Source organism: Guptibacillus hwajinpoensis (assembly GCF_020524165.1).
In the GTDB taxonomy this organism is placed as follows: Bacteria; Bacillota; Bacilli; order Bacillales; family Guptibacillaceae; genus Guptibacillus; species Guptibacillus hwajinpoensis_D.
In genome coordinates, this window is the sequence record NZ_JAIVKU010000004.1 from 41,098 (window position 1) to 66,801 (window position 25,704).

The following is a 25,704-nucleotide window of genomic DNA, read 5'->3' on the forward strand; positions in this document are numbered from 1 at the left end:
ACATGAAGGAGGACCGATCATGATATCCGATCATGTGGAACAATACCTAGAATCTTTACGGCCGAAACGTGAAGGCTTAACGAAAGAAATAGAAGAATATGCAGAAGAGAATCATGTGCCTATTATGGAACAAACGAGTCTTGATGTTATGCTTCAACTACTTTCCTTCTTAAAGCCAAAACGAATTTTGGAAATTGGTGCAGCCATCGGCTACTCAGCGATTCGTATGGCTGAGCGTTTGCCGGACACTGCAATACTTACTGTAGAACGTGATGAAACTCGTTATAATGAAGCAATTGCAAACATTGATAAAGCAGGCTATTCTGATCGAATTACCGTTCTATATGGCGATGCCCTCGAGCTTGTTAATGAGCTTAAAAGCTATGGTTCGTATGAAGCTCTATTTATCGATGCAGCGAAAGGTCAGTACCAACGTTTTTTTGATGAATTTTATGATGAATTAGAAAAAGGCGGAGTAGTGTTTTCTGATAATATTCTCTTTAGAGGTATGGTAGCAGAAGAGGGAATTGAGGAGAAGCGCTTTAGATCGATGGTAAAAAAGCTCCGACTTTATAATGAATTTTTAATTTCCCATCCCGAGTTAGATACAACAATTTATCCTATTGGAGATGGTTTAGCTGTAAGTCAGCGTAAAAACTCATGAAGAAGGAAAGCCGACGTATACATGTACGGGCGGTTTTTCTATAATAGAAGGGGAAGAATTATGGTTAATAGACCCGTAGTAATTGGTGTTGCTGGAGGTTCAGGCTCTGGTAAAACCACTGTAACACGAGAAATTTTCAAACAGTTTGCCGATCAGTCCGTTTTAGTTATTGAACAGGATTCTTACTACAAAGATCAGAGTGAAAAGTCAATGCCGGAACGATTAGGTACAAACTATGACCATCCACTTGCTTTTGATAATGACCTTTTAATTGAGCATGTTAAAGAGTTAATGTTATATAAACCGATCCAAAAACCAGTGTATGACTATACAGTTCACACAAGATCTGATAAAATTATTCCTGTCGAACCGAAAGATGTCATTATTTTGGAAGGTATCCTAATTCTTGAAGATGAACGTCTTCGTGATTTGATGGATATAAAGTTATTTGTTGATACCGATGCAGACTTGCGTATCTTAAGAAGAATGGTTCGCGACATTCGTGACAGAGGTAGAACGCTTGACTCAGTGGTTGAGCAATATACTTCAGTAGTTCGTCCGATGCACCTTCAATTTATTGAACCGACGAAGCGTTATGCAGATATTATTGTCCCCGAAGGCGGTCAAAATCGCGTTGCGATTGACCTGATGGTTACGAAGATTCATACGATACTTGAAGAAAAAGCGATGCTATAACGATTAAACGAGGTATATTTACCTCTTTTTTTCATACAGTTTATTACGATTGATGCCCTTAATTGATGAAGGAGTGAATGAAATGGCAGAGGATAAAAAGTATTACATGACACAGGAAGGTAAAGAAAAGCTTGAGAAGGAGCTTGACCTCCTAAAAACAGAAAAACGTAAAGAAGTAGTGGAACGTATTAAAGTAGCGCGTAGTTTTGGAGACCTCTCTGAGAACTCTGAATATGATGCTGCGAAAGATGAGCAGGCATTTGTTGAAGCGCGAATTCAAACTGTTGAAAATATGATTCGAAATGCTGAAATTATCGAAGAAGATAACAGTTCATCTAGCGTTGTTTCAATAGGTAAACGTGTTAAGTTTGTTGAAATTCCAGATGGTGATGAAGAAGAATATTTCATCGTTGGTAGTGCAGAAGCCGATCCATTTGAAGGAAAGATTTCAAACGATTCCCCGATGGCGAAAAGCCTTCTTGGTCGTCAAATTGGAGAAAAAGTAAATGTTCAAACTCCTGGTGGAGAAATCCGTGTAGAAATTTTAGAAGTTAGCTAATTGGAAGAAGGAAAAGGCAGCCGTTCAGGCTGTCTTTTTTGATGGTTTTGATCAAATAAACCTCAAGGGTTTGAAATAGAGGACATCCGTCGAAACTCTTACTGAGGTGAGAGGAATGAGGAAGAAAAGGATGATCGGTATCGGGGTTCTCCTTGTATGTGGGATGTTTTTGTTAATCGGTCGATTGGTTCAACTTCAGTTAGTTGAAACGGAATCTTACTCTAAACATCACGTAAATCTAATCGAATCAAGTATTAACCAACGAACCCAATCCTTCGTGCTAGATGAAGGTAGGGGAACAATACTTGATCGAAACGGTATACCCATGAGTGAATCGATTCCGGCACTCATTTTATTTCCTTTTCTAAAAGAAAGAGATTGGCCGCTTGAAGAGGTTGCCAATATTATCAACGTATCTCCTGAGCGTCTTGAACGCTCATTTGAAGGGAAAATACAGCCTTTTACGTTTAATAAAACGTTAACGATTGAACAAATGAAGCAGGTAAATGAAAAAAGTATTCCTGGGGTTTATGCTGTAAATAAACCGGTAAATGAAAATCCATTAGCGACTCATGTCATTGGGAGTGTAAGACCAAACCCAGAATTAATTCAATCGAAATATCCAGAAAAATGGGCTGAGGGATCAATTGATGAAAAAACAAAGTTAGGGATATCTGGTCTTCAGCTTGCTTTTGATCCCTTTCTACTATCTGAAGGAGATACAACGCTTCTTTATCATGCGGACCGCCAAGGCAATCCCCTTCTTGGTCTTGATGTGAAATTTTTCTCAAGTACAGATTCATTCTATCCACTGCAATTAAAGACCACTTTAGATACTGAGATTCAAAAGAGTCTTGAGAAAGCGGTAGATGAATCAGGTATTACAAATGGTGGGGCTGTTCTCATTGACATCGACTCGAATAATGTCATCGGCATGGTGAGTCGTCCATTATTTGATTCAGAAGATCCTCTAGGGAAAGGGGCTGAGAATCAAATGGTAAAAGGGCACTTCCCAGGATCTGTATTTAAAACTCTGATTCTTGCAGCTGCATATGAAAGCGGGGTTAAAGAAACGCGTCTTTTTGATTGTGATCAAAATTTGTATCGTGATGGCAATGGAAAACGTACACTAGGTACGCTAAACCTTAAAGACAGTTTTGCCGAAAGCTGTAATGCAGCCTTCACCGAACTTGCTGAAGAGCTTATAAAGACAGATCCCGAAGTCATTGAGAAGACAGCAAAGAAACTAGGAGTAGCGACAGCGGTTGGATGGGAAGGTAAGCTCTATCATTATGAAAATTTCAAGCAATTTCCAGATGAGTCTAGCCCGATCTTTTTTAAAGATGAAAAAGATAAGAGGATACGTAAAGCAATTGACCAAACAGCAATTGGCCAATTAAATGTGAAATTAAGTCCCCTTGCACTCGCTAATATGATGGCCACAATTGGTAGAGGAGGAGAACCAAAAGATGTCAGAGTTGTTAGCGATCTTCTCTATCGAAACGGAACGACGTTCCTTAGCTTCAAGGAAATCAGTCATGATGAGAAGCTTTCGGATAGCGTCATTAAATCTCTTCGAGCATCACTTCGAGAAGTAGTCGTAAGTGGTACAGGTAACACTTATTTAAGTGATTTACCTTTTCAAGTTGCAGGAAAGTCGGGTACCGCTGAACTTGGTGAAGACGTTCCGTATGATCATCAATGGTTTGCTGGTTATTTTCCATATGATGCTCCAAAATATGCTCTTGTGGTTGTAGATTTCGAACGAAAAGAAAATCAATATCGAGCTTACGAAGCATTTGCTACCATTGTTAAGGATTTACACCAATTGAAGAGATAAAAACGATACAAAAGTCAAGCCTTCTACGAATCATTTAGAGATGGTAGAATAAGAACAACAGCTAAATAGAGGAGTGGATAGGTTTGAGATCACGATATGGGGACCGTCATTCAAAGAGAAAACAAAATATCGTCCTAAATAGTTTAATTGGAATTGTTCTCGCAGTGATACTTGTACTTGTTGCCAACATTGTCTTTACTGGTGACGACTCTCAGCAAACAGCAAGTGAAGAACAGCAAACTGCACAAACAAATTCGGATGAAAAATCGAATAGTACCAGTGACGATGCCGTTACTTCTGATGAAGCTGATTCGAAAGATTCAGACGCTGATTCAGAATCGGATAGCGCTACTGATAAAGATAGTACGAAAGAAGAAAGTACTGACGAAGAAAAAGATCAGAAGAAAGAAGATCAAGAGAAAGAAGATCAAGAGAAAGAAAAGGCTGATCAAGAACCAGGCGAACCAAACCTTGAAGGACCCTGGGAGCCTGTAGGTACAACACAGTCAGGACCACATACTTCTAGCTATGATCTTGGTTCCACTGATTGGAATGAAAAGGTAAAAGCAGTTGAGTCTGTTATGGGATTGTCTGCAGATGAAATGACGATTTGGAAAATAGGGGGAAATGGTGGACCTCAACAGTCATATGCACGTGTGAGTAAAGCGGGCTCTGGAAATCAGGTTTATTACATCGAACTTGAATGGATTGATGGGGAAGGCTGGAAACCAGTTAGTGTTAGGACAGAATAGTAAAAAGCAGGAGCAATTGCTCCTGCTTTTTATTTTGCCTTAAAATGAACAACAGCAGAATAGTATGGTCTGCCTGTTTTCTCATGTGTAAGCGCATGATGCTGAACAGAATGTACCTGTAACAGCAAAGCCCGGTTGTTGTCAATCTGAACTTGTATTTTTTTCTCAATTTCTTCTAATGAAAATCCTTCGAAGAATTCCACTTTGTCATCAATCCGTTCGAGCGAAAAACTCATTTGTTGCTCCTCCTTAAAATGCTATCCATTAACAGTCTACACATTTTTGTTAAATCATACAAATTGAAATTCAAAAAAGAATATGATAAGTTAGAACCATAATGCATATTATTCATACCTTAATACTATGAATTAAATTTTGGAAAGCGATGTGACAGTAATGGGAAGAGAATTTATTGATCTATTTGAGCGCTGGGCTGATTCGTACGATACAACGGTAGCGGGACAGGATGAAGAATATCGTGACGTTTTTAAAGGGTACGATCGAATTTTATCTGCAGTTGCTCATGCTTCCTCTGGCCACGTATTAGAATTTGGGGTTGGAACAGGGAACTTAACGTCTATTTTACTGAATGTAGGGCTGGACGTAACTGGTGTGGAACCATCTAAAGCCATGAGAGAAAAGGCGAGTGAAAGACTACCTGACATCACATTCCATGATGGTGATTTTATGGCTTTTCCAACTCCGACTAAACCTGTCCAAACAATCGTAAGTACCTATGCATTTCACCATCTCACTGATGAAGAGAAAGAGATCGCCATTCACAAATATAGCCAACTACTGGGGCAAAATGATAAAATTGTATTTGCGGATACAGCATTCAAAGATGAGAATGCTAGAATAGAGATGCATGAGAAAGTGAAAGCAAAAGGATATTTCAATTTGCTACAGGATTTGCAAACGGAATATTATACAACCATTCCAGTATTAAAGGAACTATTCCAAAAACACGGATTTCGGGTTGTGTTTACTCAGCTAAATGATTTTGTTTGGTTGATGGAAGCCATTAAAAATTGAACAGGTAAAGGAGTACGTCATGAAGATCGGTATTATTGGAGCAATGGAAGAAGAAGTAAGAATTTTACGTGACCGTCTCGATCACAGGGAAGAACAGGTGATTGCAGGATCTGAGTTCACAACAGGAAGCATTGATGGTCAGGAGGTCGTTCTCTTGAAATCAGGCATTGGTAAAGTCAATGCAGCCATCGGTACGACGTTAATGAATCAACTATTTAAACCAGATTATATTCTAAATACAGGCTCTGCTGGTGGATTTAACCCTGAACTAAAAGTAGGCGACATCGTCATTTCTTCAGAAGTTCGCTACCATGATGTGGATGCCACCATTTTCGGTTACGAATACGGTCAGGTTCCTCAAATGCCGGCTCTTTATGAACCAAACAGCATGCTAGTAGAAGCGGCTGAGCGAAGTGCTGAGAAAGTAACGGAGCATCAAGTAGTGAAGGGAATGATCGCAACAGGTGATTCCTTTATGAATGATGCTGAAAGAGTGGATTACGTTCGATCGAAGCTTGCCAATCTTGATGCTGCTGAAATGGAAGCAGGAGCAATTGCACAAGTTTGTTATCAATTCGGTACACCCTTTGTTATTATCCGCTCCCTTTCTGATATTGCAGGGAAAGAATCAAATATTTCTTTCGATCAATTTCTTGAGACAGCTTCAATTAATTCAGCAAACTTAATTTTAAATCTAGTGGAGGAGTTGAGTAAGAATGGCTAAAAAAATGAATGTAGAAAGTTTCAACCTTGATCATACAAAAGTAGCAGCCCCGTATGTTCGCCTTGTAGGTGTAACAAAGGGACCAAATGGTGATGAAATTTATAAATACGATATTCGCTTTAAGCAACCAAATAAAGAACATATGGAAATGGCAGGTCTTCATTCCATTGAACATTTAATGGCTGAAAACATTCGTAACCATATGGAAAACGTTGTTGATATTGGACCAATGGGATGTCAGACAGGATTTTATTTAGCGGTCCTCAATCACTCAAACTATGACGAAATCCTTGAAGTTCTTGAGAAAACATTGCAAGATGTACTGAATGCGGATGAAGTTCCAGCATGTAATGAAGTGCAATGTGGTTGGGCTGCTAACCATAGTTTAGAAGGAGCAAAAGAAATAGCAGACGAAATGCTAACGCATCGTGATGAATGGCATATTGTGTTTGCGGAGTAGAAGGGATTTCATACGATGGAAATCTTTCATAATATACATGAGCTCGTCGGCCGTACTCCGGTCATCGAGCTCCATCATTTTGATTTACCGAACGATGTCCGCCTTTTTGCAAAGCTTGAGTTCTATAATCCTGGCGGAAGTATTAAAGATCGGCTTGGGCAGGAATTATTACAAGAAGCCATTGATCATAACCGAATAGCTCCGGGTGGTACATTTATCGAACCTACGGCAGGAAATACTGGCATTGGCCTTGCTCTTGCAGCAGTAAATCGCGGCTATACCGTCATGTTCGTCGTTCCTGAAAAGTTCAGTATGGAAAAGCAAGATTTAATGCGAGCGCTGGGTGCTAAAATCGTGAATACCCCTACTGAACTAGGGATGAAGGGTGCAATCGCTCGAGCTGAAGAGCTTATTGAGGAAATACCTAATTCTTATATGCCACGTCAATTTGGAAATCCTGCTAATCCCCTTACTTATTATAAAACGCTTGGACCAGAATTGTGGAAGCAGCTTGATGGTAAGCTTAACGTTTTTGTAGCTGGTGCAGGCACGGGTGGAACATTTATGGGTACGGCTCGCTATTTAAAGGAGCAGAACCCAAATGTTAAAACCGCCATCGTTGAACCTGAGGGCTCCATTTTGAACGGCGGGGAATCTGGGCCTCATAAAACGGAAGGGATTGGCATGGAGTTTCTTCCTGAGTACATGGATGCGGCATATTTCGATAGCATTCACACTGTGACAGATGAAGTCGCCTTTAATCGTGTTAAGGAACTGGCTGAAAAAGAAGGTCTTTTAGTAGGAAGTTCCTCAGGCGCGGCTCTTGAAGCAGCTCTTATTGAGGCGCAGCAAGCTCGTCCAGGAACAAATATTGCTACGATCTTTCCAGATAGTAGTGAACGATACTTAAGTAAGAAGATTTATCAGGGAGGCATTTAAGCAATGAAGCCAAAAACAAAACTTATTCATGGTGGGATTACTGGTGATCCACAAACAGGTGCAGTATCAGTACCAATCTACCAGGTAAGCACGTACAAGCAAGAAGCAGTTGGCAAGTTCAACGGCTATGAATATTCCAGAACAGGAAATCCAACGCGTCATGCTCTTGAGGAGCTGATTAAAGACCTTGAAAATGGATTCGCAGGGTTTGCATTTGGCTCCGGAATGGCAGCCATCTCTTCTGTTATGATGATGTTCAATTCTGGAGATCATGTTGTCATGACAGATGACGTTTACGGTGGCACATATCGCGTAATGACAAAAGTATTAAATCGTCTAGGCATCGAATCTACATTTGTAGATACAACTGATTTAGAAGTTGTAAAAGAGGCGATCCAGGATAACACGAAAGCTATTTACGTTGAAACACCAACGAATCCACTATTAAAGGTTACCGATATTCAAGCCATTTCGAAACTTGCAAAAGAAAATAACCTTTTAACGATTGTTGATAATACGTTTAATACACCTTATTGGCAGAACCCGATTGACCACGGTGCAGATATTGTCCTTCACTCAGCAACGAAATATTTAGGTGGGCATAGTGATGTTGTTGCTGGTCTTGTAGTCGTTAATTCGAAGGAGCTTGCAGAAGAAGTTCATTTTGTTCAAAACTCAGCAGGTGCTATTCTTGGACCCCAAGATTCATGGTTACTGATTCGAGGTTTGAAAACGCTCGGAGTACGGATGGAAGAACATGAGAAAAACACGGCTAAAATTGTTCAATTCCTAAGCAAGCATCCTTCTGTTGAAAAAATCTACTATCCTGGGCTAAGCACACATCCTGGTAATGATATTGCAGTTAATCAATCACGTGGTTTCGGTGGTATGATTTCCTTTGATATTGGCAGTGCAGAAAAGGCAGATGAGCTATTAAGTAAAGTGAACTATTTTACTCTAGCTGAAAGTTTAGGAGCAGTAGAGAGCTTAATCTCTGTTCCTGCTCGAATGACACACGCTTCTATTCCGAAAGATCGACGAGCAGAGCTTGGCATTACAGAAGGTCTTGTTCGTATTTCTGTTGGACTTGAAGACGCAGAGGATTTGATTGAAGATCTTTCAAACGCTTTAGCATAATAGTAAGCCCTTATCTGGTTTATTCAGATAAGGGCTTTTATACGACTGGAAAGAGTTACATCTCTTGTATCTCGGTTTCTTATGATAGAATAAAAGCCGAGAGAGGTGAGCGCTATGAAGCAACTTCAAGACAAAATGACAGATTATAAACGTTTTGCGTTTGTATTGCTTAGTCTTAGTGTTTTCTTATACATTGGTTCATTTCTTCCTGTTGAAGGGAAGACAGAAGGGGCCGCCCTTATCTTAACTGGTGGTGGATTTCTACTTGTAGGAATTGCGATTTTCTTTTATTCCCGTGCTATCGCCATACAGAAAAAAATAAACGAGCAAAACATAAACTCTTAACGAATAGATGAAAGCCGTTTCCAAAAAGGGAGCGGCTTTTTTATCCTTTAATTCAAATTTAGTAAGGTTAATATGTCATGATTTCTTTCAAACGCCCCTGCCACTTTTCATCATCAAGAATAATTTGGAACGAGATACGCCTGTTTTTCTCATATGCGTCTTTACTGTCTTCTTCAACAATCGGCTTGTATTCTGAGTACCCAGTTGCTGCTAAATACTTCGCGTACTCAGGTGAATTAAGCTTTGGATTCGCCTTCATCAATTCTTTCACAACGGCTACAGATCGATCAGCAGACAGTTTCCAATTATCGTAAGGAACTTTGTCAGTGTGGCCTTCTATTAAGATGATATAGAGATATTGACTAATATCTTCTTCATCAATTAAATTTGCAAACACATCCGCTAGATCGTTTAAAACTTTTTTACCCTCAGAGCTAATTTCAGCGCTACCCGTATCAAATAAAATGTCACCTTCGACTGAAATCGTATTATTTGGCCCCCGAACAACTTTATCTTTTCCAACATTTTCTTCCAGTTGCACTTCAATTAAATCACTAATATGTTTCTTTACATCAGCTACTTTCGCAAGCTCTTGTTTCATAACGGTTTGGTCGTAAGCGTCATAGATCATTTGAACGAAAGCGATAATCGCAATAAAAAGCATAACAAGAACGATCATCGCCATCATATCTGCAAAACTAGGCCAATAGTGTTCTTCATCACCCTGGATTTGAAAGCGTCTTTTTCGATTTTTCATCGATTGTCACCAATCATTCTTGATTGAATCGGCTGCTGTGTCAATGATTGACGACGCATTTGTTCGTCATAAAGGCGCAACTGCAGCTGATGTGACTCTGCTAGCTGATGTTGGATATCTTTCAACTCTCGAGCTAGCCCCTGATAAAGGGAATCAAGACTGTTTGATAAGGCTCTCATTTCATGCTGAAGCGGTTGATCACGCTGATCGCGTTCCATTCGATGAATAATGGGTTCAAGAGCTTCACGCTTGATTTTATCAAGGGAACTGTACCATGCCTTCTCAAGCTGAGAAACGGATTCAGCAAACTCTTGAGAGGCTCTCCCATATTGATTCTGCTTATCCTGATAGCGGTAATACCATTCGTCCTGCATTTGATGAACGCGCCGCTCAAGCTCCTCTTGTGAGCCCTGGAAACGCTGCATTTGTTCATCAAGTCCTCTTAAATAATGCTGACCCGTCTCTTCTGATTTTTTCTGGGTATCTTTGATTAATTGATCGGAACGTTGGACGAGCTGCTCGAATTTTCGCTGTCCTGCTTCATGATGCTTTGACAAAGACTGCAGCTGGCTTTCAAGTGCTTTCAGGCGATTGCCAAGTTCGATAATTCCATTCGTTGTCTTTTCTTGTACGCCATCAAGCTGTGTAAATGATTCTTGAAGCTTAACACTAAAGGCTTCTAAAGTCGTTGTGCTGTTTGAGAATTGTTCCGTATATTCACGTTGCGCTGATAATGTTGCTTGAACGTCCTGCATCGCCTTTTCTAATCCCGAGGTGAAATGAACCATGTTCGTTGAAAAGTCTCCGAGCGTTTCTTGAAAACTTTCTTGAATTCTTCCTGCTAAGCGATCTAAAATTCGCTCCATTTCATCATGTGGTTTTTCCTGAGTTAAGCTTGCATTCAAATTATGATCAAGAAGCGACTCGCAATCTGATATAATCTTCTCTAAATAATAAGCGGTCGTGCGTCCGTTCGTTAATACACCGTTTTGAATGAGCGTTAAAAAAAGAGCATTTCCAATACCAGCTATACTCGTAATGAAAGCAACGCTCATGCCTTGAAAAGGACTAGAAATAGCTTCAATGACAGAAGCGAGATTTAAGTTAGCATCTTCAGGCTTTTGTGAAAGAAACATGAGCGTTTCTTGCATGGATGATATGGCGAGCGTGAGTCCTATAAACGTCCCTAAAATTCCAATAATGATGGAAGTAGGAGGGAGCTGTTGCATAAAACGCATTATCCCCCCTGCAGGAACACGCGCAAATCCTAACAAAGGAACAGTTTCTTTGAAGAAATGTTTTTCGATCAATGCTTGCGTATTAACTTGAGAGACGCCCGCTAGATGGTAAGACTTATATTCCTTTATTACATTCTGAATCCAAGGTGCTGTATAAGCAGTTGAATCACTTTGGATTTCCACATTTTCAATATCTCGTAGCCATTTTTTCATTTGAAGACTAATTTGAATCGTAGCCGTTACCCCAAAAACAGCAAGAAATCCAATGATAAAGAGGACGATTGTTGTTACGTTCAGCATATGTTCACCTCCACTTTGTATATATGTATGTCCTCTTTACCAGAACTTTCATGCTTTCTTGATAGATAGCAAAGGTGAGGAGGACCTTGTGGAAAATTGTCGAAACTATTCGTTTTAATAAAATATTTAGGTAATTTAGTAAAAAAGGTTTACAAAAAAGGAAGGGATGGATATACTTACCTTTGTAAACAATTATGAAAAAAGGAGGTCGAACAGAATGATGAAGATGACAAAAGTAAAAGCTGCTGCAACTCAATATGAACGATCTGTTCGACCAGCGCCTCATTAAGAGGAATCCTTTTTTACTAACGGATTGAAAAGCCGCAGGTCGACGCCTGCGGTATTTCTATGCATTTTTAGCCGCAGGCTTATGCCCTGCGGCTTTTTGTGTCCAAATTTTGAGAGGAGGAAGAAACACATGATGAGAAAGAATAAGATGTTTATTGCGCAAGAAAAAAGGAGAAAATGGGTCCCCTGAAATAATTGAATCGAAAGGAGGTCGTTAACATGTTGCCATTCCATCTACTGATCATAACAAAAATGAAAAGCGTTTTTGATCGAAGTCTTTCATCTGAACTTCATCAGCGCACCATTCACCAACGCATGTCAGAAGCAAAATCAAAACGAGATCGCGCTTCCATGTGGTTATCCTAATTGCTAAACATAAGGAGAAATGATCATGTTAACGATTAATTTATTGTTTGTCACGATTGGCATACGCGTACACGAACGAACGTTAGAGGAAGAAAGACATTACGTACGAATAAGAAGCGAAATGGATCAGGTTTACGAAAAACAGTTTTGGATGTTCTAATATGACGTAATGAAAGGGAGAGGAAAAATGAGAAACGCCTTAAAAAAATGCGCTATTCAAAAATGGATTACGGTAGAGAAAGGGTTGACCTGAAACAAATAAAGAAGAAAGGAGTGGATTAGAATGACGGTAAACTTAGTATTTGTCACCATTACTGTCTCGATCAATCGTTATCGGCAAACGCTTGATCACTCATTAGACTATAAAAGAAGACAGGATTTAATTGATGACCACCGATACAAGCAAAGCTTCTATATCCATTATTAATTTCCAAGGCAGGAGCTGTTCCTGCCTTTTATATGTAAGGAAAAAATTCACTCGTCTTTGAGGAAAGGGAACATATGGCTGGTGAATACTTTATGCATTTTAATAAATTGAATGAAATGTATTCTTTCGATTCACAATAGAGAAGTACATACATGAAAATAGTTTTTAAAAAGAATGGGAAGGGGTATTGATTACTGGCCCTTATTGTATAAAAATATAAGATGTGGTATTACAAAGGAGTGATTGAGAATGAGAGAGATGCAAAAAGAAATCATTCAAGAGCTTGGTGTGCAACCAACAATTGATGCAAAAGTAGAAGTGACGAAGCGAGTTGGATTCTTAAAGGAATATTTAAAGAAGAGTGGAACGACAGGGTTTGTTCTGGGCATTTCAGGAGGACAGGATTCATCCCTTGCTGGCAGGCTCGCTCAGATGGCTGTTGAAGAACTTAGGGAAGAAGGCACGGATGCTTCCTTTATTGCTGTCAGATTACCGTACGGAGAACAAAAAGATGAAGACGATGCACAGGCTGCTTTGAAATTTATTAAACCGGATCAAACGGTTACCATCAATATTAAACCTGCTGTAGATGCATCCGTTTCATCCTATCTTGAAGCAACGGGAAATAACTTAACGGACTTTACAAAAGGCAATAATAAAGCAAGAGAACGAATGATTGCCCAATACAATATTGCTGGGGATGAAAAAAAGCTTGTGATTGGAACCGACCATGCCGCTGAAGCTGTTACAGGTTTCTACACGAAACACGGAGATGGTGCCTGTGACATTACCCCGCTATTCGGATTAAATAAGCGTCAAGGTAGAGCAATTCTTGAGGATATCGGAATGCCAGATCATCTTGTTGAAAAAGTACCTACAGCTGACCTTGAAGATGACCGACCTGCTCTTCCAGATGAAGAAGCGCTTGGAGTAAGCTATAAGCACATTGATGACTATCTTGAAGGAAAAGAAGTACCTGAAGAAGCAGCAAGAACCATTGAAAATCATTTTAGCAAAACAAAGCATAAGCGAAATATGGCAGCTACCATTTTCGATAACTGGTGGAAATAAGATTCGAAAGGGACCTGAATAAGGTCTCTTTTTTTTGCGTATGAATAGATGAAACGTTCTATTTCCATCATAAAGGAGTTTCGCTTATGAACGACTATTCCAATGTACTTCATTTAATCGTACGCAGGCTTCAGGAACAGGCTAGAATCAATGTACCTATTCAACTAATAGACTATTTTCCAGGTGAACGATTAATAGGAGGAAAGTATTCGTTAGAAACAAATAAGATCACGATTTATATGGAAGAGGTAAGGAAACAGTGTATTCTTTTATTCGGTTCTGATGACCATTTGAATGACTATTTTACCGTGATAGTGGCACACGAACTTGGTCACGCGGCTGACAAAAACCTGGCCATGTTAGCAAAACAGAGATCAACTACACTATGCTTAAACAAGAAGAGGCAGTTGTCGTTTATCATAGAAGACAATGCCTGGAAATTTGCAATGAAACTGATTCCAGAGTTAACTCATATTCTTGTTACTGTGAGGAATAAATCAATGGAGCTTTACGGGGAGAGAGAAACCATTGAGTAGAAAAGACTTTTTAGAAAGGATATACAAAATCCTTCCACCTTGTTACTATAGTTAAAAACCATGATTTCAGCCATTTCATGTAAAGGTGTGACGATTATGAAGGTAATCAAAACGTATTACCCGAGAGTAAAAGCCATTGAATTATTCATGGTTCTCGTGTACGGCATTGTCGTTTCTTTTGGTACCTTATTATTGTGGATAAAAGGTGATTTATCATTCGAACGCTGGCGAACCTTCATGCTGATTGGCCTGATTTATGTGTTGTTTTGTATGTTTCTCAGCTTTTGTATCCGAACACAGCGAATTGAATTAACGGAGTATCGTATGGAACATAAGCTACTTGGTATAAGCCGTCGGAGTGTTGCCTTTTCCTCCGTAAAGAAAGTAATGTTTGGAAAAGTAAACGGTTCCCCCGTCGTTGCGATTATTAATGGGAATACGAGTAAACCAATCTTTGTTCCTTATATTCCGTTCGAAAAAGATTGGCAGGAAATTACGTCATATATTAAAGAACGAAATCAAAAGGTTATTATTTCGATTTAAAGAAGCGCCATTTAGGCGCTTCTTTATTCTTTCAACAATTTTCTTTAAGACAGGGCAGGTTCAAGTGCTACAGCAGGACCAAAAAATTCAAAATGCATGTTCTTTTCCTCTACACCGAGATTTGTTAACGCAACTTTTACAGCTTTCATAAACGGGAGGGGGCCACAGAAATAATACTCTGTCTCTGTATCAAGTGGTAATACTTCTTTTAACCATTCGCTTGTGATAAATCCTTTTTTATCAAAGACCTTCTCATCGCGATCATTGTTTGTAGGGGCTTCGTAACAGACGTAATAATCAAGTGAAGGGTGCTCGAGAGAAAGAACCTCATTGTGAAAGGCATGAACATTTCCATTTAAAGCTGCATGAATAAATGTCGTGTTTCTATGTTGAAGCGCACTGCTCTTTAGCATACTAAGCATCGGCGTAATCCCTACACCGCCACTCAAGAGAACAATTGGCGATGAGGCCTCTTCTAAATAAAAGTCACCTGCTGGAGCAGTAATACTAAGCTCATCATTTACTTCCACGTGATCGTGTAAATAATTCGATACAATGCCATCAGGCTTTGATGTGTCAGCTTCTTTTTTTACTGAGATTCTGTAATAAGCTTTTCCGGGTACGTCTGAAAGGCTGTATTGACGAATATGGGTGAATTGATCTCCTGGGATGCTGACTTTTACGCTAATGTATTGCCCAGCTCTGAACGACGCAATGGGTTTATCATCTAGAGGTTTTAAGTAAAAAGATGTGATGACGTCACTTTCCTGTTCCTTTCGATCGACAACGAAAACACGTTCCTTTTCCCAACCGCCAGGCTGTTTTGCAGCATCTTCGTACATTTCTTCCTCCACTTCAATAAAAACGCTAGCAATAACTCCGTATGCTTCTTCCCATGCCTGAAGGATTTCTTCGGTAGCATCCTCTTTTAGAACATCTTTAATCGCCTTTAATAAATGCTCACCTACAATTGGATAATGTTCCGGTCGAACACCAAGACTTCTATGTTTATGAGCGACCTGTTTTACAACTGGTAAAATAGCTTCTAATTGATCAATGTTTTTGGCCGCAGCATAAACGGCGTTCGCGAGAGCCTGCTGCTGCTTGCCTTGCTTTTGATTGGCATGATTAAAAATGTTTAACAGCTCAGGATGATTTTCGAAAAGCATGTTATAAAAGCGTTTTGTAATCTCAGTTCCATGAATTTCAAGTACAGGCACAGTGGATTTAATTGTTGCAATTGTGTGGGGTGATAACATGAAAATAACCTCCAATTTAAAGATGTATTATAAATATATCTTTATGCTATCGTTTTCTTATCTTAAAAGCAATATATAAAATGCATCTTTAATAGAATGTTCACATCTTATCAAGAGCATTAAATAAAGTGAAGTTTTCCAAGATATGATAAAATAGACCTATGAACAATGGAGTGAAATGAGGTTGAATAACCGTGCGTTTAACAAATTATACGGATTACTCTTTAAGAATGCTGATTTACCTTGGGAGTATGAAAAAAAATAACTTGGCAAGCATTCAAGAAATTGCTGATGCTTATCAAATTTCAAAAAATCATCTGATGAAAGTGGCCCATGAGCTCGGAAAAAAAGGATATATCGAAACGATTAGAGGAAGGAACGGAGGGTTAAGATTAGCCCTGCTTCCTAATGAAATCAATGTGGGAGAAGTGGTAAGAAGTACGGAGGAAGATTTTAATTTAGTGGAGTGTTTTGATAAAGAAAACAATGCTTGTGTGATTAGTCCAGCCTGTCGACTAAAGCACGTCCTTCATACGGCTTTGTCCGCTTATTTTGAGGTTTTAGATCAGTATCAATTAGCGGATCTCATCGTAAATGATGAAACGCTTAGACAATTATTTGAGAGAAATCAATAGGGTAGCAATCCCTTTCTAATTGAATACACTGGTCTATGAGGAGTGTGGCAGTGTATGGAATGGTTTGAACTGACGGGGGTTGGAGGAATTGTTGCAGTTCTTGCGGTGATACGTATGAAATATGGCCGTTATTCTGCCCACCATCGCTATTTACGTGAAGAGTATATGTCTGAAAAATGGGCAAGAGAAAAGAAGAGAGATCAGAGCGAGTGACTAGACGTTTCCTTTTTAAGGGGACGTCTTCTTTTTTTGAATGAGAATTCCGCAAGGACAGACACACAGGCGTGGGCAATTACATAAACTTAAGATATAGTAACAGCCCATCATTGGGAGGTGAGTATGTGTCCTTACTGGCAGCGCTTGCTTACGTGTGTAAGGAAGTTCTTTTCTTTGTCTCGTTTGTGAAAAATAATGCTTTTCCTCAGCCTCTTTCAAGAAAAGATGAAAGAAAGTATTTAGAGTTAATGGCTGAAGGAGATGAAGATGCAAGAAACCGCCTCATCGAACACAATCTCCGTCTCGTAGCCCATATTGTGAAGAAATTTGAAAATACGGGCGAAGATCCTGAAGATCTCATCTCTATTGGTACAATTGGTTTAATCAAAGCAATTGAAAGCTACTCCACAGATAAAGGAACAAAGCTAGCAACCTATGCAGCAAGATGCATTGAGAATGAAATACTTATGCATCTAAGAGCGTTAAAAAAGACAAAAAAAGATGTGTCTTTACATGATCCGATCGGTCAGGATAAGGAAGGAAATGAGATTTCTCTTATTGATGTGTTAAAAGCGGAAACGGAAGATATTGTAGAATTAATTCAGCTAAATATGGAGAAAAAGAAAATCTATGAGTACATTCATATTTTAGATGATCGAGAAAAAGAAGTCATCGTAGGACGCTTTGGTTTAAATCTGGAAAAAGAATTAACACAACGAGAAATTGCGCGACAGCTTGGCATTTCTCGGAGTTATGTTTCGAGAATTGAAAAGCGTGCATTAATGAAACTGTTTCATGAATTTTATCGAAATCGAAAAGAAAGCGGTGCATAACCCTGCTCACACGCAGGGTTTTTATTTTGGATAAAAGTGTTAGCCATTGATCAAGATAAAATTGTAGTAAAGAACATTTGTTCGTCATATAATAAGAACAAATGATCGCATAGAAAGGAAATGGACTATGTATAAAAGATTGGGGAAATTTCTTGAATATCAACAAAATATAGAAATGATTTATTTATCTAATGATAATAAAATTAGTAAGAGAATCGTTAAACTGTATTCGGTAACCGAAGAAAGTGTTACTGGGTATTGTTACTTGAGAGGGAACGTGCGAACGTTTAAGACGGAGCAAATTTTAGCAATATTACCTTCAGAAAACGATCGAATGAAAGAAACTGAGCTCAATAAAAAAAAGAAACTCCGGAGGTTTCCCTCCGAAGCATTTTAAGGTTGGTCTATTGTAGTTTAACACACAAAAGCGAAAAAGTAACCAAGTTTCTAAAATGAATTATTCTTTAGTATCTTCATTTGTGTTATAGGTAGAAAGAATTTTTCGAGTCCAAATTTTATAGCCCTCTCCATTAAGATGGAGACCATCGAATGTATAGTCTTTGTTTAACTGACCAAACTCAACTAGCTCCGGATAGATATCAATATACTGATAGTCATACAGATTAGAGAGGTCTTCTAAACGCTTGTTTAAATCGCGGATTGTACCATTATTTAGAGGGTGGCCAGTTAAAGCCGTGTTAACGGGGAACAAACTTTGGACGTAGACCTTTGTATTTGGCGATCTGGTCTTAAGAATATCAAGTATTTGTTTATAATTTGTCTCAATTTTATTAACGGTTTGCCCAGCAATCATATCGTTAATCCCGATCAATAAATACACCCGATCCGGTTTGGCAGTGACCACCTCATCGATTCGGTTAAGAACACCAGTAGTTGTATCACCAGCTATACCTCGATTTAAAACTTCATGATCACTGAGGGCTTCCCCCCACTCAAAATAATCCGTTAAGCTATCACCAAGGAAAATGGTCTCACTGTCTTTGTGAGTGTATGAGTCGTAAATACTCTTTTTCGTTTGATAATATTTTGTATAGTACGTAATGTTTTTCTTATTGGATTCTGAATCGTTCTCCGGCATTTCATTTGCATTGGTCCTAAGAAAATCGGTTTGATTTCCAGCCAGTGCAAGCAAAACGACAAGAGATCCGGCAACAAGAACCAGAATCCATGCTTTTTTCCTCACAAATATCACACTCCTATTGATTACGATAGGTATTATACCCTATATACAGTGAAGTGAAAGCTGAATTTGCTTATGGAACAAAAAATGAGTAAAAAAACCCCCAAAAGTGGAGGTTTAGAGGGTAATATTTGTTTCTTTTTGTAAGAAATCCACATTTTTGTAATAGGCATCTTTTACAAGAAGATTTGGTCCAAGACATTTAACAGCTGGACAATGACAGCTTATGCTTTTCGAGATTTTGCTATCCTGCCATTTTTCGTAAGCATCATTTAAATTTGTGTTTTTAATATTTCCAAGTGCAGGAGTGTCTCCAAAATCGGTTACAATGATGTCTCCATCAAAAATATTCATATTTAATCTTGATCGACCATCCGGGTCATTTCTAACAGTTACATTTGGCTCTGCATATAACCTTTCAAGAAGGTTAAGATCTTCTGGATTTGAACTACATGGGTAAAAAGGAAGTGTACCAAATAATAACCAGACGGACGGATCGCGTTCATTTAATAGACGATGTATCCCTTCGCGAATTTCTTCTAATGAAGCAATGTCAAGACCAGATGCAAAATCTGATGGGTACATTGGATGAATTTCATGCCTTTGACAGCCCATCTCTGCAATTTGCTTGTGAATGCTCACGATATTTGGAAGCGTTCTTCGGTTGATCATGGTTTCGGCTGAAACGATAACCCCTCTAGAAGTTAAATCTTTTGCATTTTCAACCATACGATGAAAATAAGCTTCACGCTGAGCGAGGGTAGGTTTACGGTCCATTACCGCGAATCCAATATCTGTAAAATCATCAATACTTCCATAGTTATGTGAAATATGTAAGACGTCCAAGTAAGGCAAAATCAAATCATAGCGCTTGCGGTCAAGCGTTAGGTTAGAGTTGATTTGCGTACGAGCACCTCGGTCATGTGCATATTTAAGTAGTGGTGCTACATACTGTTTCACCGATTTCATTGAAAGCATAGGCTCGCCACCTGTAATGCTTAGTGCACGAAGTTTTTCTACTTCGTCCAGTCTATCAGTCAAAAGGTCCAGTGGAAGCGGATCAGGATCTTTGGGTTGAAGAGTATAACCAACCGCACAGTGCTCACACCGCATGTTGCATAGTGTTGTTGTTGTTAGTTCAATATTGGAAAGGACCATACTCCCGTATTCTTCAACATCCATATAAGCTTCCCATGGGTCATAGGTGGGTGTTATTGTTTTCGTTGATGTTGTCATTAATATCGACCCCTTTTAGTAATTGCAAGGCTTCATACCTTTCTTAATTGTAGAGCATTAAGAAAGAGATGAACAGCGATAGTGATGAATTTAGAAAACTCCGCCAATGTCCATACATCTTATTCGAGTCTCTCATAGACTATACTATCTAGCAGAAGAATGTCTAAGGGAGAAAAGGAGGGGGCGTATGAGTTACGGCTATCCTGGCTGTGGTTATCCCTATCCGCCATACCCATATCCATATCCAGGATATGGAGGAGGGTACTTTGCTTTAATTGTCGTACTACTGGTTTTATTGCTTGTGATCGGCGGAGGATACTATTATTATGCGAATTATAGATAATGTTGGTTATCGAGAAAAGTGAAAAAGCAAACACGCTAGGGCTATCCCTTGTGCGTGCTTGCTTTTTTTTGTTGCGCTTTATCGAGATCATCTCTTGTCGTTTTTTCCCATAAAGGGACTCCTTTTTGATAGGCTGCTCTAGAAATCATATGTCCAGAGACCGGCGCTGTCATAAGGATGAAAATAATTCCCAAAATAAGCTTACCGCTCACCATTTGTTCTTCGAAAATAAAATACAGGAAAGCAGCGATGAGAATTCCTGCTACTCCTAGGGTTGCACTTTTGGATGCAGCGTGTAGACGAGTGTAAACGTCAGGAAGTCGAAATATTCCTAGTGCCCCAGAAAAAAGGAAAAACGTACCGATAAGCATGAAAATGCTAATCACGACTTCTTTCAATGATAACACCCTTTTCCAAGAATTTAGCAATAGCTACTGTTCCTATAAAAGCAAGTATTCCAATGAGAAGAATAATATCATTGAAATAAGCAGTTTCTAGCTTAATTGCTAGAATTCCAGCTATTGCCATTAGATTAATCCCAATTGTATCTAGTGCAACTGCCCGATCAGGGTTAGACGGTCCTTTTATCGCACGGTAAAGTAAAAACAAGGTAGAAATCGCAATGATGACGATACAAATTGTTGATACGGTAGAGAGAAGGGAGCTCATCTTGTCACCTCCATAATGGCTTTCTCAAATGTTCCTTTAATTTCTTTAATTACCTCGTCAGCATCAGGAGCATCCATCGCATGAATATAGATATGCATGTTGTCGGGCGCGACGGATACGGTTAACGTGCCGGGTGTTAGGGTGATTAGGTTGGCGAGCATCGTAATTTCCCAGTTTGTGCGAACGTCAATGGGAACTTCGATAATACCAGGATTCATTTTATGCTTAGGACTATAGACTAGTTTCACGACTTGTATATTCGCCATAATCAATTCTTTAATAAATAAGAACAACAATTTGATAATCGCCCAGAGACGATAGAAATAAAAGCGATCTGGTATAAAACGCTCCATTAAAAGAAGCAGTCCGATACCAAATAAATAACCGATAAAAAACGTACTAAACGAATAGCTTTCAAAAAGGAACATCCAGAGAACGGCAATGATTAGATTAATTATAATTTGTATGGGCATGCCATCTACTCCTTCATAACGGAATCAATGTAGTTTATTGGATCAACCATTTGATCGGCAATGGTTTGGACAGTCGGATATACGAACTCTGCTCCTAGTCCAAGAAATACGGTGAATACCAATAGAAAAGCCGCCGGCAAGATTTTACCTTTAATAGGATTTCCGCTTGGTACGTATTCCGATTTGGGCTCGCCCCAGAATCCATTGATAAAGATCCGAATAACAGATAGAAGTATTAATAGACTTGTCATTAAACCAATTATGCCCAGTACATAATGACCTTCTTCGAATGCTCCTCTTAGAATCAAAAGTTTACCGATAAATCCACTAAACGGGGGTAACCCTGCAAGCGCAAGTGCGGCAATGAAAAAGAGCCACCCAAGTAGTGGTTGATTTTTAATAATGCCGCCCATTTTCCTTAAATCTGAAGTGCCGGCATAAGCAACCATAGCACCTACTAGGAAGAAGAGCGCTGCTTTTATAATCATATCATGTAGAAGATAATAAACCGTTCCGGCGAGTGCAGTGGCTGAGAAAACGCCTATGCCAAGAATCATATAACCGACCGCTGGAATAATGTTGTAAGCGATAATGAGTTGGACATTGTTCGTTGACAACGCTCCAATTACGCCAAAAACAAGTGTAAACCCTGCAAGTATCAATAAAATCTGGTGCGTGACAGACAGATTGTATACAAAAATCAACGAGAATACCCTGAGAATTGAGTAGACTCCAACTTTAGTGAGAAGCGCCCCAAATAACGCTGATATAACGGTTGGCGGAACAGTATAAGACTTAGGTAACCAGAAATAAAGTGGGAACAGGGCGCCCTTAGTAGCAAATACAATTAGGAGGAGAATAGCGATAGTGGTTAACACGCCATCTTGTTGAACTTCTCCTACCCGTTCTGCCAATTGGGCCATATTTACGGTTCCTACTACTGCATAAAGAAAAGAGACGGTTGTAACAAAGAGCATGGAAGAGAATAAGTTAATAATAATGTACTTAAATGATTCTCTAAACTGTTCTTTTGTACCTCCAAGAACAATCAACCCATATGAAGCAATTAGGAGTACTTCAAAGAATACGAATAAATTAAACAAGTCTCCTGTTAAAAAGGCTCCGCTTACCCCTGCGATGAGAAGTTGAAAGAGCGGATAAAAGTAGTATCGCTCACGCTGTTCATCTAATGATTTAAATGCATAGAAAGCACATGCAACAGAGATGATATTCGCTGTTACAACGAGTAGCATAGCGAGCGGATCAGCTACAAGAACGATGCCATAAGGCACTGTCCAATCCCCTGCTTTTAATACGATGGTACCATTTTGAATGACATTAAAGGCAATGATCGAAACAACGGCAAGATTGACTAAAACCATAATGCGCGTGATCAATCGTACAAGTGGTAACCGCTTATTCAAGAATACAAGAATAATTCCTGTTAAGAGCGGCAATAAAATTGGAAGTATAGCTAAGTTACTCATTGTCATTACCCCTCAATTTCTCCATATTATCGGTACCATTCGTTTGGTACGTCCGATACGCTAGCACAAGAAGAAATGAAGTCACACCGAAGCTAATAACAATGGAAGTTAGTATAAGGGCCTGTGGAAGTGGATCAACATAACTCGTTACTCCCTCAGATAGAATCGGTGGTTTTCCACGATTCAATTTTCCCATCGTAATAATAAAGAGGTGAGCCCCATGGGACAAAAGTGCCGTACCGATAATGATTTTAAGAATTTGTTTCTGCAAAATCATATACACTCCTGCAGTGAAAAGCATACCTGCAAGGACAGACATAATGATTTCCATTAATCATTTCCCTCCTTCTTACCCGGACGAAGTTTAATCATTGTATAAATTCCAAGAGCGGCTAGTCCAAGTACAAGGATTTCAAGCATTGTATCAAGTCCACGGAAGTCAACAAGAATAACGTTAACGACATTGTCTCCTCCGCCTAATTTATAAGAGTTCTTTAGGAAATAATCGGATATTGGCTCAAATAGCTTTGTGCTATGGGAAGCGATGCCAACCATTGTCACAAGAACACCGACTGATATTGAAATAACCCAGTTAATAGTATTTGTTCCTTTAGATTCTTTCTTTTTATCAAAGTTAGGTAGGTGATAAAAACAAAGTAAAAATAAAGCAACAGTGACTGTTTCAACAATAAGCTGTGTTAGAGCTAAATCTGGTGCTCGGAAAAAGACGAATAGGAGCGAAAGTCCGTAGCCAACGATTCCAAGAACTAGTATGGCTGCAATACGATTCTTCATAAAGACCGTAGCGAAAGCAGCGCCAGCCATGACGATCGCAATCATGACTTCCGGTACAGCGATTGGTGCCAGGTTATCGTAGTTTATTTGAAAACCACCAGTTACGCTCATAGTGATCCCAACTAATGCGATAAAAAAGACGAAAATGTAAATCATGTAATGGCGAAGAGAACCCGTCATATATCCATTTGTTAGTTTTTTTGAGCCACTGAGCAACCCATTCATGAGTCCATCATAAGCTTTTGCAGCCGATAATTTACCAGGGAATGCTTTATAGATGTGCTGCCACTTTTCACGAGTAAGGTACAAAGCAGTACCTAAAATAAGGACAGAAAGGCTCATATAAAGCGCTGGTCCAAAACCATGCCAGAATTTAATATGTGTCTCCCCTACAGATCCGTTAACAGCATCTACCATAGGCGATAGAAGTGCATGGCCAAATGCGTCCGGAATAAACGCGATGATAATGACTAGCAGAACAAGAATCATCGGTGAAATAAGCATTCCGATCGGTGCTTCATGTGGTTGTTTCGATAATGTCTCCCGCTGTCTTCCAGTAAACGTACGGAAGAAAAGCATGATGGAATAAATAAACGTAAAAATACTTCCACCGACAGCGAAATATGGGAAGAAAGGTGATACTGCTTCAACAATGGTTGAAGCATTTTCGAAATGAAGTGATGAATCAAAAAACATTTCTTTACTTAAGAATCCGTTTAAAAATGGAAGCGGGAAACCGGCCATTGAAAATGTGCCAAAGAAAGCTAATGTTGCTGTAATCGGCATGAATGTAAATAGCCCCCCGAGCTTTCTAATATCTCGCGTACCCGTTTCATGATCAATGATACCCGCGACCATAAATAGACTTCCTTTAAATGTCGCATGGTTTAAAATGTGGAATACGGCAGCAAGTATAGCTAACTCGGTTCCAAAACCTAACATCGCCATAATCATTCCAAGCTGACTGATTGTGGAATAGGCAAGGATCGCTTTCAAATCGGTTTGTGTAACGGCCATATAGGAGCCCCAACATAGTGTGAGTAAGCCAAAGCCGCTAACAATTAAAAAGAATAGGTCCGTTCCAGCAAAGACAAGGCTTAATCTAGCAACGAGATAAATCCCTGCTTTAACCATTGTAGCCGAATGTAAGAAGGCACTAACTGGTGTTGGTGCTTCCATGGCATCCGGTAACCACGTATGAAATGGAAATTGAGCCGATTTTGTAAAGGCCCCAAGAAGAACTAGAATAAGGATGAATGGAAAGAGTGCAGAGTTAACAATCATTTCCCCATTTTCAATAATCCCTCGAATACTTGAAGTTCCTGTAATGTCAGCCATTAATAAAAAGCCACCAAGCATAGCAAGCCCACCGAATACAGTAATCATCATGGACTTAAGGGCGCCTGAAGTCGATTTTTCTCTTTGGTACCAGTAGCCAATAAGTAGGAATGATGAAATGCTCGTTAGTTCCCAGAAGGTGTAGAGGACAAATAAATTGTCAGATAACACAACTCCGAGCATAGCTCCCATAAACAATAGGAGATAAACATAAAAATGGCCAAGCTTTTCCGCTTTATTTAAATAATAGATGGAATAAAGGACAACGAGCGAACCAATTCCAGTGATCAGAAGCGCGAAAAATAGGCCAAGACCATCAATATAGAATGTAACGTTCACGCCAAGTGAAGGAATCCACTCAAACGTCTTTAGTGTATGTACACCCTGCATAACTCCCTTTAAAAACGTTAGAAAATACCCGAACAAAAGAATCGGAACTAAAAGAACAAACCATCCTAAATGGACTTGTTTCACGCCCCGATAAAGCAACGGGATGAAAAACGCTGCCAGAAAAGGTAGCAAGACAGCTGCATGAAGCATTC

At 39.3% G+C, this 25,704-nt stretch carries 33 protein-coding genes; 21 read left to right on the forward strand and 12 right to left on the reverse strand.

Annotated elements, in window-relative coordinates; translation table 11 throughout:
• Window positions 1-19: 19 nt before the first annotated feature.
• From LC090_RS07160 to LC090_RS07180, 5 genes are all read left to right on the forward strand, one after another.
• Window positions 20-664 carry an O-methyltransferase gene (locus LC090_RS07160; RefSeq protein WP_226656715.1) on the forward strand — a complete coding sequence of 215 codons (645 nt, stop codon included), beginning with the start codon at window positions 20-22 and terminating at the stop codon, window positions 662-664.
• 57 nt (window positions 665-721) lie between these two features.
• Window positions 722-1,360, forward strand: coding sequence for a uridine kinase (udk, locus tag LC090_RS07165; RefSeq protein WP_179886333.1), 639 nt, complete (start codon window positions 722-724; stop codon window positions 1,358-1,360).
• Between the two features lie 82 nt (window positions 1,361-1,442).
• The gene (gene greA, locus LC090_RS07170; protein WP_226656717.1) at window positions 1,443-1,919 is read left to right on the forward strand and encodes a transcription elongation factor GreA; all 477 of its coding nucleotides are present in this window, start codon (window positions 1,443-1,445) and stop codon (window positions 1,917-1,919) included.
• 130 nt (window positions 1,920-2,049) lie between these two features.
• Window positions 2,050-3,759, forward strand: a complete 1,710-nt coding sequence (locus LC090_RS07175) for a peptidoglycan D,D-transpeptidase FtsI family protein (protein WP_226656719.1) — start codon at window positions 2,050-2,052, stop codon at window positions 3,757-3,759.
• A gap of 83 nt (window positions 3,760-3,842) precedes the next feature.
• Window positions 3,843-4,511, forward strand: coding sequence for a DUF1510 family protein (locus LC090_RS07180; RefSeq protein ID WP_226656721.1), 669 nt, complete (start codon window positions 3,843-3,845; stop codon window positions 4,509-4,511).
• Window positions 4,512-4,540: 29 nt separating this feature from the next.
• Here LC090_RS07180 and LC090_RS07185 read toward each other — a convergent pair whose 3' ends face one another.
• Window positions 4,541-4,747, reverse strand: a complete 207-nt coding sequence (locus LC090_RS07185; RefSeq protein WP_226656723.1) for a YrzA family protein — start codon at window positions 4,745-4,747, stop codon at window positions 4,541-4,543.
• A gap of 160 nt (window positions 4,748-4,907) precedes the next feature.
• Between LC090_RS07185 and LC090_RS07190 the strand changes: the two genes are divergently transcribed.
• From LC090_RS07190 to LC090_RS07215, 6 genes are all read left to right on the forward strand, one after another.
• Window positions 4,908-5,546, forward strand: coding sequence for a class I SAM-dependent DNA methyltransferase (locus tag LC090_RS07190; RefSeq protein ID WP_226656726.1), 639 nt, complete (start codon window positions 4,908-4,910; stop codon window positions 5,544-5,546).
• A 19-nt stretch (window positions 5,547-5,565) separates the two neighbouring features.
• A complete protein-coding gene (gene mtnN / locus LC090_RS07195; RefSeq protein WP_226656728.1) occupies window positions 5,566-6,270 on the forward strand; it encodes a 5'-methylthioadenosine/S-adenosylhomocysteine nucleosidase in 705 nt (234 codons plus the stop codon).
• The gene (locus LC090_RS07200) at window positions 6,263-6,730 is read left to right on the forward strand and encodes an S-ribosylhomocysteine lyase (RefSeq protein ID WP_159783377.1); all 468 of its coding nucleotides are present in this window, start codon (window positions 6,263-6,265) and stop codon (window positions 6,728-6,730) included. Before mtnN ends, LC090_RS07200 begins: the two co-directional genes overlap by 8 nt.
• A gap of 15 nt (window positions 6,731-6,745) precedes the next feature.
• Window positions 6,746-7,669: a PLP-dependent cysteine synthase family protein gene (locus LC090_RS07205; protein WP_226656731.1), complete on the forward strand. Its 924-nt coding sequence runs from the start codon at window positions 6,746-6,748 to the stop codon at window positions 7,667-7,669.
• 3 nt (window positions 7,670-7,672) lie between these two features.
• Entirely contained in the window at window positions 7,673-8,806 is a 1,134-nt protein-coding gene (locus tag LC090_RS07210; protein WP_226656733.1) for a bifunctional cystathionine gamma-lyase/homocysteine desulfhydrase, read from the forward strand.
• A 114-nt stretch (window positions 8,807-8,920) separates the two neighbouring features.
• Window positions 8,921-9,151: a YrhC family protein gene (locus LC090_RS07215; protein ID WP_226656735.1), complete on the forward strand. Its 231-nt coding sequence runs from the start codon at window positions 8,921-8,923 to the stop codon at window positions 9,149-9,151.
• A gap of 67 nt (window positions 9,152-9,218) precedes the next feature.
• Here LC090_RS07215 and LC090_RS07220 read toward each other — a convergent pair whose 3' ends face one another.
• Window positions 9,219-9,908, reverse strand: a complete 690-nt coding sequence (locus LC090_RS07220) for an OmpA/MotB family protein (RefSeq protein WP_226656738.1) — start codon at window positions 9,906-9,908, stop codon at window positions 9,219-9,221.
• Window positions 9,905-11,446: a hypothetical protein gene (locus LC090_RS07225; protein ID WP_226656740.1), complete on the reverse strand. Its 1,542-nt coding sequence runs from the start codon at window positions 11,444-11,446 to the stop codon at window positions 9,905-9,907. The genes LC090_RS07220 and LC090_RS07225 overlap by 4 nt, the downstream gene beginning before the upstream one ends.
• A gap of 507 nt (window positions 11,447-11,953) precedes the next feature.
• On the opposite strand from LC090_RS07225, the gene LC090_RS07230 reads away from it, so the two are divergent.
• The 6 genes from LC090_RS07230 to LC090_RS07250 all read left to right on the forward strand — a co-directional run bounded on the left by LC090_RS07230 (window position 11,954) and on the right by LC090_RS07250 (window position 14,677).
• Window positions 11,954-12,100, forward strand: a complete 147-nt coding sequence (locus tag LC090_RS07230; protein WP_226656742.1) for a hypothetical protein — start codon at window positions 11,954-11,956, stop codon at window positions 12,098-12,100.
• 25 nt (window positions 12,101-12,125) lie between these two features.
• Entirely contained in the window at window positions 12,126-12,260 is a 135-nt protein-coding gene (locus tag LC090_RS21900) for a hypothetical protein (RefSeq protein WP_255648048.1), read from the forward strand.
• A 123-nt stretch (window positions 12,261-12,383) separates the two neighbouring features.
• A complete protein-coding gene (locus LC090_RS07235; RefSeq protein WP_226656744.1) occupies window positions 12,384-12,527 on the forward strand; it encodes a hypothetical protein in 144 nt (47 codons plus the stop codon).
• A 258-nt stretch (window positions 12,528-12,785) separates the two neighbouring features.
• Window positions 12,786-13,598 (forward strand): ammonia-dependent NAD(+) synthetase, encoded by an 813-nt coding sequence (nadE, locus tag LC090_RS07240; protein WP_226658406.1) that lies wholly within the window; start codon window positions 12,786-12,788, stop codon window positions 13,596-13,598.
• An 86-nt stretch (window positions 13,599-13,684) separates the two neighbouring features.
• Window positions 13,685-14,134: a hypothetical protein gene (locus LC090_RS07245; RefSeq protein ID WP_226656746.1), complete on the forward strand. Its 450-nt coding sequence runs from the start codon at window positions 13,685-13,687 to the stop codon at window positions 14,132-14,134.
• Between the two features lie 96 nt (window positions 14,135-14,230).
• Window positions 14,231-14,677 carry a hypothetical protein gene (locus tag LC090_RS07250; protein WP_226656748.1) on the forward strand — a complete coding sequence of 149 codons (447 nt, stop codon included), beginning with the start codon at window positions 14,231-14,233 and terminating at the stop codon, window positions 14,675-14,677.
• Between the two features lie 44 nt (window positions 14,678-14,721).
• Here the strand turns inward: LC090_RS07250 and hmpA are convergent, their stop codons facing one another.
• On the reverse strand, window positions 14,722-15,936 hold the full coding sequence (hmpA, locus tag LC090_RS07255; protein ID WP_226656750.1) for an NO-inducible flavohemoprotein: 1,215 nt from the start codon (window positions 15,934-15,936) through the stop codon (window positions 14,722-14,724).
• 194 nt (window positions 15,937-16,130) lie between these two features.
• On the opposite strand from hmpA, the gene LC090_RS07260 reads away from it, so the two are divergent.
• The 3 genes from LC090_RS07260 to sigK all read left to right on the forward strand — a co-directional run bounded on the left by LC090_RS07260 (window position 16,131) and on the right by sigK (window position 17,620).
• Window positions 16,131-16,571 carry an Rrf2 family transcriptional regulator gene (locus LC090_RS07260; RefSeq protein ID WP_226656752.1) on the forward strand — a complete coding sequence of 147 codons (441 nt, stop codon included), beginning with the start codon at window positions 16,131-16,133 and terminating at the stop codon, window positions 16,569-16,571.
• Window positions 16,572-16,625: 54 nt separating this feature from the next.
• Complete coding sequence (locus LC090_RS07265) at window positions 16,626-16,784, forward strand: hypothetical protein (protein WP_226656755.1); 159 nt, start codon at window positions 16,626-16,628, stop codon at window positions 16,782-16,784.
• 128 nt (window positions 16,785-16,912) lie between these two features.
• A complete protein-coding gene (sigK, locus tag LC090_RS07270) occupies window positions 16,913-17,620 on the forward strand; it encodes an RNA polymerase sporulation sigma factor SigK (protein WP_159783352.1) in 708 nt (235 codons plus the stop codon).
• A 457-nt stretch (window positions 17,621-18,077) separates the two neighbouring features.
• Here sigK and LC090_RS07275 read toward each other — a convergent pair whose 3' ends face one another.
• Complete coding sequence (locus LC090_RS07275) at window positions 18,078-18,824, reverse strand: GDSL-type esterase/lipase family protein (RefSeq protein ID WP_226656757.1); 747 nt, start codon at window positions 18,822-18,824, stop codon at window positions 18,078-18,080.
• A gap of 114 nt (window positions 18,825-18,938) precedes the next feature.
• The gene (gene yfkAB / locus LC090_RS07280) at window positions 18,939-20,057 is read right to left on the reverse strand and encodes a radical SAM/CxCxxxxC motif protein YfkAB (RefSeq protein ID WP_226656759.1); all 1,119 of its coding nucleotides are present in this window, start codon (window positions 20,055-20,057) and stop codon (window positions 18,939-18,941) included.
• Between the two features lie 187 nt (window positions 20,058-20,244).
• Between yfkAB and LC090_RS07285 the strand changes: the two genes are divergently transcribed.
• Entirely contained in the window at window positions 20,245-20,400 is a 156-nt protein-coding gene (locus tag LC090_RS07285; protein ID WP_168212300.1) for a hypothetical protein, read from the forward strand.
• 41 nt (window positions 20,401-20,441) lie between these two features.
• On the opposite strand, the gene mnhG is transcribed toward LC090_RS07285, so the two are convergent.
• From mnhG to LC090_RS07315, 6 genes are read right to left on the reverse strand one after another with little or no spacing between them, the layout of a single operon-like run.
• Complete coding sequence (gene mnhG, locus LC090_RS07290) at window positions 20,442-20,807, reverse strand: monovalent cation/H(+) antiporter subunit G (protein ID WP_369522751.1); 366 nt, start codon at window positions 20,805-20,807, stop codon at window positions 20,442-20,444.
• Window positions 20,779-21,069, reverse strand: coding sequence for a Na(+)/H(+) antiporter subunit F1 (locus tag LC090_RS07295; RefSeq protein WP_224593558.1), 291 nt, complete (start codon window positions 21,067-21,069; stop codon window positions 20,779-20,781). Before LC090_RS07295 ends, mnhG begins: the two co-directional genes overlap by 29 nt.
• Window positions 21,066-21,542 (reverse strand): Na+/H+ antiporter subunit E, encoded by a 477-nt coding sequence (locus LC090_RS07300; RefSeq protein WP_226656763.1) that lies wholly within the window; start codon window positions 21,540-21,542, stop codon window positions 21,066-21,068. The genes LC090_RS07295 and LC090_RS07300 overlap by 4 nt, the downstream gene beginning before the upstream one ends.
• A 5-nt stretch (window positions 21,543-21,547) precedes the next feature.
• Window positions 21,548-23,029, reverse strand: a complete 1,482-nt coding sequence (locus LC090_RS07305) for a Na+/H+ antiporter subunit D (protein WP_226656765.1) — start codon at window positions 23,027-23,029, stop codon at window positions 21,548-21,550.
• Complete coding sequence (locus tag LC090_RS07310) at window positions 23,022-23,360, reverse strand: Na(+)/H(+) antiporter subunit C (RefSeq protein WP_226656767.1); 339 nt, start codon at window positions 23,358-23,360, stop codon at window positions 23,022-23,024. Before LC090_RS07310 ends, LC090_RS07305 begins: the two co-directional genes overlap by 8 nt.
• Window positions 23,360-25,702: a Na+/H+ antiporter subunit A gene (locus LC090_RS07315; RefSeq protein WP_226656769.1), complete on the reverse strand. Its 2,343-nt coding sequence runs from the start codon at window positions 25,700-25,702 to the stop codon at window positions 23,360-23,362. Before LC090_RS07315 ends, LC090_RS07310 begins: the two co-directional genes overlap by 1 nt.
• Window positions 25,703-25,704: the final 2 nt, after the last annotated feature.